This window comes from Nocardioides humilatus, assembly GCF_008373755.1.
GTDB lineage: Bacteria > Actinomycetota > Actinomycetes > Propionibacteriales > Nocardioidaceae > Nocardioides > Nocardioides humilatus.
Map to the genome: position 1 here is coordinate 1 of NZ_VUJV01000042.1, position 336 is coordinate 336.

The following is a 336-nucleotide window of genomic DNA, read 5'->3' on the forward strand; positions in this document are numbered from 1 at the left end:
GAGTGATCATTTATTTCATTATTCATAAGCATGAAGCGTTGCCTTTGATTGTCTAGAAAGGTGTAACGAACCAGGAGAAGATGTCAGGGAGACCAGCTACTTCACCATCGTGTCCAAATGCCATACGGTCTCCCGAAGCGTCCACAATCCTACCGAGCTTCAAAGCATCGTTGTACTCGCGATTGTAGATGAAGAACAGGACGTCGTTTTCGTACTTCGTGGGCTGGAGGAACCACTGCTCCCTGGTGGTGTCGGCGGTGTTGGTGCCGAATATAATACGGTCTTGAGTGTTGCAGTCAGTCGTCGAACTTAGTTTCAAGTACTGGTTGTACTTAG

At 47.6% G+C, this 336-nt stretch carries 1 protein-coding gene; it reads right to left on the reverse strand.

Translation table 11 applies throughout. The annotated features are described in order from the left end of the window. Positions 1-52: 52 nt before the first annotated feature. On the reverse strand, positions 53-336 hold a 284-nt coding region (locus tag F0U44_RS23950; RefSeq protein ID WP_149730582.1), incomplete at its 5' end, for a hypothetical protein.